The sequence below is a fragment of the Hyalangium ruber genome (assembly GCF_034259325.1).
Classification (GTDB): domain Bacteria; phylum Myxococcota; class Myxococcia; order Myxococcales; family Myxococcaceae; genus Hyalangium_A; species Hyalangium_A rubrum.
Window position 1 is genome coordinate 67,008 of sequence record NZ_JAXIVS010000027.1, and the last position, 6,000, is coordinate 73,007.

Genomic DNA, 6,000 nt, shown 5'->3' on the forward strand with positions numbered 1-6,000 from the left:
TTCGCAGGGAGGCGATCCACCCCACCCGGCTCGTGACAAGGACAGGAGTGACGGCGGCTCCGCGCCGCTGGTATGTGGCGTGAATGGAGTGGGAGTGGGATCAGCAACGACTGCTGCGCTTCCGGGAGGGCGCTCCGGAGGTGTTGGGAGAGGTGTATCGCGCACACGCGGAGCGGCTGGCTCGGACGCTCCGCGCGGCGGCGTTTCGTGGGCGGGCTTTCGCGCACCTCCGGGGTGCGCTCGAAGTGGAGAACACGGTGCTGGAGACCTTCGCCCGAGCCTTCGAACCCCGCACCCGGTTGGCGTACGACGGTGTGCGCCCATATGCGCAGTTTTTGATGGGCATTGCCCGCAACGTGGTGCTGGAGCAGTCGCGTTCGCGCGAGGTGGTGGCGGGGCTGGAGCCGGGGGACGAGAACGCCACGCTGGACTGGGAGCTGGGAGGCACGGGCTCGTCGGAGGACATGCAGCAGCTGTTGGAGGACCGGGAGGTGGAGGAGCTGCTGCAGGACTTCAAGGGAGGGCTGTCGGCGGAGGAGCGCGAGCTGTTCGAGCTGCGCTTCACGGAAGGGTTGGCGCAGGAGAGCGCCGCCGAGCGGGTGGGCCTCACGCGCATCCAGGTGCGGCGGCGGGAGAAGGGCATCAAGCAGCGGCTGCTCGAGTTCCTGCAGGCGCGCGGGTACCTGCAAGGCATCCAGGCGAAGGGCTGGGGTTTCCTCAAGGGGAGGGGTGAGGCATGACGTGCGCGAACACGGAGGCGAAGGCGGCGCTCAAGGCGCTGTTCGTGGGGGAGCTGAACGCGGAGGGCCATGCCCAGCTTCGCGCGCATGCCGGCGCGTGCGCCGAGTGCGGCCAGGCCTATGAGCGGCTCTCGCGGGTGGAGTCCTCGCTGGAGAAGCGGGTGCTGCCCCAGGAGCGCCAGGCGCTGCTCGAGGCGCAGTTGATGGCGCGAGTGAAGGCCGCGGACCGTGCCGCGGCGCCAGAGCCGCGCTCCTTTTGGCAGTGGTGGAAGGTAGCGCTGCCGGCGGCGGCGATGGCGGCGGTGGCGATGCTGGTGGTGCTGCCGCGGGTGAGCGGGCAGGGGGAGCAGGGGGGAGATGGGTGGCAGGCGCGCAGCGGTGGCGCGAAGGGGGAGGCGTTTGGCGTGCGCGCCTTCTGTGTGGCGCAGGATGGCCAGGTGAAGGGCGAGGCGCGGCCGGGCGGGACGTTGGCGTGCCCCGAGGGCGCCACGGTGCAGTTCAGCTACACGGCGCCGGAGGGGGCGCGGCTGTCGGTGGCGGCGAAGTCGCCCGGGGGCGAGGTGCTCCAGTTCTTCCCGCGCGAGGGTGCGCCGGCGCCGGTGACGCCGGGGACGGATGTGCCTCTCTCCTACAGCACGCCAGTGCAGGGTGGCTGGCTGTCCTCGCCGATGCAGGTGCGGGCGCGCTTCGAGGACGAGAAGGGCCAGCTCCTCAATGAGACGCAGGTGACGCTCACGCCGGCGCAGTGAGCCCCTCCTTATATATGCGGGGAGGCGCTCTCTAGAGGTGGAGCCGGTAGCCGAGGCCCGCCGCGAGGAATCCGCCGAGGTTCACGCTGCCCGTGGTGAGCATCCCCACCCGGGTGAAGTGGTAGTGGGCTTCGAGGAAGAGTCCTCCCGGGCCCAGGGGCAGCTCAGCGCCTCCGAGGAGCTGGAAGCCCAGGGTGCCTTCCTTCTCCACGGTGGTGGCGCCAAAGCCCTGCGCGGTGGCCTGGTGCAGGTAGAGGCCCGGGCCCGCGCCCGCGTACGGGGTGATGGCGCCCAGCGCTCCCTCGAAGCGGTACACCGCCGACAGGAGGAAGGCGATCTCCCGCTCGGTGAGCCGGTACTCCTGCTCTCCGCGCGTGAGCTGCGGATCATTGACCGTCCCCGAAGCCTTGGGCTGGTGGAAGTTCACCTCCGCCACCAAGGCCAGGCGTCGATCGAGCAACGGGGTGATGTAGCCCGCTTCGAGAGCGAAGAAGGGGGCGCCTCCGAGCGGCGTGGTGCTCTTGAAGAAGCCGACCTTGGGGGCCAGCAGGATGCTGTCGCCTTCGGAGGCCGGGGCCGGCGCCTGTGTGAGGACGAGGAGCGCGAGGACAGGAAGAGCGGTCATGGCGAGGGAGCTCCCTAGTAGATGATGCGCTCAAGGGTGGCGGTGGGCGTCCCGCCGGCGTCGTTCGGGAATCCGCCCGCGGCGTAGATGAAGGCGCGGAACAGCGTGGTGCCGGCCAGGTAGCGCGGGCCGCCCTGCTGGTAGCCCGACAGGGCGTTGTCCAACGTGCCGTCGAACTGAGAGGGCGCATCACACTGGCCCGGCGTGTTGCCCGTGCCTCGACAGACGAAGGCGGAGCCGAACTTGAAGCCGGTTCCTCCCGTACTGCCCGCCTGGAAGAGATAGTCGGCGATGACCTCCGTCCACCCGCCGTGCGTGCCCTGGGTGTTGTAGGTGGCGGCGCTGAAGGTGGGCGTGGCGACCTCGGCGTCGTCCTCGCGAACCTTCGCCACCTCGATGATGCCGGTGCCCGTGAGGGGCGCCCCACCCTGATCACCGCCTACCGCGAGCAGCCACACGTCCTGGCGGATGTCCGTGGGCGTGGTGAAGGAGCGTGGAGCGGTGGCGGCATTGGCGACCGCCAGGGAGTGCCGCTGGCGAGCCCGCGTGTGCGCTCCCGCCTCCGCGAAGTTCCCCAACTGCATGCTGTTGGGTGTGAAGGTGGCGCGCTCGATGCTCGCCAGGGCAGCGGCGGCCGAGGGACAGCTTCCACCGGCCGTCGCGCAGCCTCCGGACACGTACACGGTGTCACCCACCAGGCGCGCGGCGGCGTTGCCGCGAGCCACCGTCAGCCCGGTGCCCAGGGACACCCACCGCCCGAGGGCTCCCGGTGGCAGGGGCCGTGGGGCATCCTCGGTCGGCGTCTTTGCACCCGCATCCTCATAGCTCACCTGGGGCAGCTCCGTGCCCGTGCAGGCCGGAGTCGCGGGAGCGGCAACTTCGTCCAGTTGCCGCTCGGCGCCCGAGGACTCGTTGGCGGTGGCGGTGCGATAGATGCGGTACTTCGCCGCGCCGGGGACGCACCGCCACGTAAGGGTGACCGTGTTCAGGCCCTCGTTGGTCTTCACCGGGTACTCGTCCGAGGGCAGCGTCTCGCCGTTCGGGTTCTCCGGGTCGTTGCCATCCAGGACCGCGGACACCCGGTAGTAGAACGTGCCCGTGGGCAGCGCCGTGCCCTCCTTCGTGCCGCGCTCGGGAGGAGCGAGGGCCGGGGCGTCGGCCACCTTCAGCACCTGCGCGCGCTCCACCGTGTTCACGGCGTTGCCGTCCGAGCCGCGCACGCCGCCCAGGACGAAGAGGTACGAGGTATCGCCCGGCACGGTGCGGACGATGGCCGTGAGGCCTCGGCGCGGCTCCGGGGTGTCGCCCTGTGTGCCCACGCCCAGCGGGGTGCGCTCCAACGTGCGGAACGTGCAGGGAGTGCCGGTGCAGGCGCCGCCCACGTCGCCGAAGAGCGTCACCGGAGCCACCTCCACGGAGGCCAGGGTGTTCGTGCCGTCCGTGCCGCCGAGCGCATAGAGGAAGGGCTGGCCCAGGTCATCCGTGGCCAGTACGAGCGGGAAGTCCGCGCGCGCCGTGGCCAGTTGGGTGTTCGTGGCGGGCCCATGCACCGGGTTGGCGGCGGGGTTGGTGACGATCAGTCCCGAGTAGTTCGCGTACGCCGGATCCGCCGTGTTCTGCACGCGCACCACGAAGAGGCCCGGGTCGAGCTGCAGGCCCTCCGAGGCCTGCACCGAGTCGCCGGTGGGCGTGGACTCGGCGCACTGAGCGGCCGCGATGGTCCGAGGCACGAGCGCGCTCAGGCTCGTGGCGCTCGCGGTGCCCGTGGCTGGCAGGTCGCACGCCAGGATGTTTCCGGTGCCCAGCTGCTTCAGGAGCTGCACCTTCGCGCCCGCGCCGAAGTTCCTGCCAGTCACCACCAGCGGCTTGCTGGCGTCCAGGCCCGTCGTGTCGATGGCCGACGGGGAGAGCGCCTCGATGACCGGCGGCTCGTTCTCCAGCACGGAGAAGCCGTTGGCGGCAGGCACTTCGCCCAGCGCTCCGCTCGTGTCCGCCACCCGGAGGGCGTACGGGCCCCCCGCGAGGATGCCGTTGGGACACGCGTCATCCGTCAGCGGCAGCGCCGCGTTCCCCGAGCAGGTGGGCACCACCGCGTTGAGGATGCTCGGGGAGACGGAGGCCACGCGCTGGAGTGGAATGGTCACCGTCTGGGTGGGGTCCGCCTTCAGCGGGGCCACCAGCCATACCTCGGGCGCACCCTCCCCGAAGGGACGCTGCGAGCCCGTGGGCGTGTTGTAGAGGGTGATGGGCTGGTTGCGCCGCTGCCACCCGAAGCGCGGCTCGATCGTCAGCGCCCCCAGCCGGGCATAGGCGACGGTGACGGCGTTGAGCTGGGTGACCGCGCAGCCCTCGGGGTTCTCCAGGACGAAGGCGTAGGTGCCCTCGGGCGTGCCCGCGGGGAGCTCCGTGGTGATGCGCGTGGAGGAGTTCACCGACAACGCGAAGATCTCCACCTCGAAGCCGTCCTCGCGCAGCAGCTTCATGGCGGGCAAGGCGTCCGGCCGGAACCCCGTGCCCTCGACGATGAGCTGGCTGGGGCCGCTGAAGGAGAAACCCTGTGGCGCTGTCACGCGCGTCACCGTGGGCGGTGGGACGACGATGAGGAGATCGGCCACCTCGGAGGCGCCTCCTCCGGGGTTCTTCACCTCCACCGCGTAGTTGCCCGGAGGCAGCGCCTCCGGCGGCGTGGAGTCGCTCGTGGGGATGTCCACCTGCAGCAGGGTGGAGTCCCGGTAGAACACGTCGGCGCGATCGAGCGTGAAGGTGACCGGGCCCTTGAGCGTCACCTGAGGCAGGCCCACCGTCGGCTCGCCCGTGAGCACGTCCTGGGGAATGGGCGTGAAGCGCTCTCCGAGCAGCTCGACGCGCCAGCCCTGCTCACCTCCCTGGGCGTTGCACACGCGCGCGGGGGCGACATTGCGTTGGCGCGGGTTGATGGAGCCGACCAACAGCGGCGAGGTGCCCTCGGTCGTGCGCGAGCACGCGGCGAGGACGAGCAGGGCTGCGACGAAGGGCAGGCGCAAGGGGATCCTCCTCTGCTCCCGACAGACCTCCCATCTGTCGAGATGGTCATCAAACACGGGCGCGGGCGGGACTTCACGGCGGCGCTTCGATGCAGCGCCTCCCTGCAGCGCTTCACTTCAATGCATCATCGCGGCGTCCGAGGACTCCTCCTCGGCCTCCGTCACCTTGAGCGGCACGAGCTTGTCCAGCCGCTCCCGGTCCACCACGGTGCCGACGGTGGGGAAGTTCAGCCCGGTGGCCGTCCACTCGGGGGCGAAGAGGATGGGCTCGGCGGTGCCGTTGTAGCCCAGCTGCACCAGGGCCTCCTCCTCGAAGGTGCGGCAGCGCTTCTCGCAACAGACGAAGCCCTCGCGTACCCGGTACAGGCCCTCGGCGGGCAGGGGCTCGAGGTGCTCGGCCCACTGGGCGTCCGGCAGCGTCGTGCCGCGCGAGTGCCAGCGGGCGCGGTTCACGCTCCAGCCGCTCGGCAGGTAGAGGCCCGGGCCAGGGTCCCCATGGTTGTGGAAGTAGACGAGGCGGCCCTCGGCGATGGTGTCACCAAGTGCCCGCCGGGTGCGGTACAGCCCGCAGGGGGGGAGGCTGGACATGGTGCGCGTTCTAGCGCGCCTGGAGGCCGAACCCACCTGTTTCCCGGGCTTCCGGGACGGGGGCCGTAGTTTTTTCAGGGGCCCGGGGGGAGCTGGGCCCTGTACTGGAGGGTGGGGTCGCTCAACTTATTGAAATCACAGGAGGGCATGGGGTCCGAGGGCGTCGGCACGCGGGATGCTAAGGACAAGAGCGTGGGCAGGACGGGCGGTTCGGGCGGTACGGGGTTGGGCGGTGAGGCGGGGCAGGACGGGCGGGTCGGTGGGGGGGAGCAGCA

The 6,000-nt window shown here is 70.8% G+C and carries 5 protein-coding genes; 2 read left to right on the forward strand and 3 right to left on the reverse strand.

Features of this window, described 5'->3' with window-relative positions:
• Nucleotides 1-83: 83 nt before the first annotated feature.
• Together SYV04_RS42310 and SYV04_RS42315 are read left to right on the forward strand one after the other, a co-directional pair.
• Entirely contained in the window at nt 84-740 is a 657-nt protein-coding gene (locus SYV04_RS42310) for an RNA polymerase sigma factor (RefSeq protein ID WP_321551807.1), read from the forward strand.
• Complete coding sequence (locus tag SYV04_RS42315; RefSeq protein WP_321551808.1) at nt 737-1,489, forward strand: anti-sigma factor family protein; 753 nt, start codon at nt 737-739, stop codon at nt 1,487-1,489. Before SYV04_RS42310 ends, SYV04_RS42315 begins: the two co-directional genes overlap by 4 nt.
• 31 nt (nt 1,490-1,520) lie before the next feature.
• Here SYV04_RS42315 and SYV04_RS42320 read toward each other — a convergent pair whose 3' ends face one another.
• The 3 genes from SYV04_RS42320 to SYV04_RS42330 form a co-directional block, all read right to left on the reverse strand.
• Nucleotides 1,521-2,114 (reverse strand): hypothetical protein, encoded by a 594-nt coding sequence (locus SYV04_RS42320; protein ID WP_321551809.1) that lies wholly within the window; start codon nt 2,112-2,114, stop codon nt 1,521-1,523.
• A gap of 14 nt (nt 2,115-2,128) precedes the next feature.
• Complete coding sequence (locus SYV04_RS42325) at nt 2,129-5,137, reverse strand: hypothetical protein (protein WP_321551810.1); 3,009 nt, start codon at nt 5,135-5,137, stop codon at nt 2,129-2,131.
• Nucleotides 5,138-5,254: 117 nt separating this feature from the next.
• A complete protein-coding gene (locus SYV04_RS42330) occupies nt 5,255-5,725 on the reverse strand; it encodes a hypothetical protein (RefSeq protein ID WP_321551811.1) in 471 nt (156 codons plus the stop codon).
• Nucleotides 5,726-6,000 lie beyond the last annotated feature (275 nt).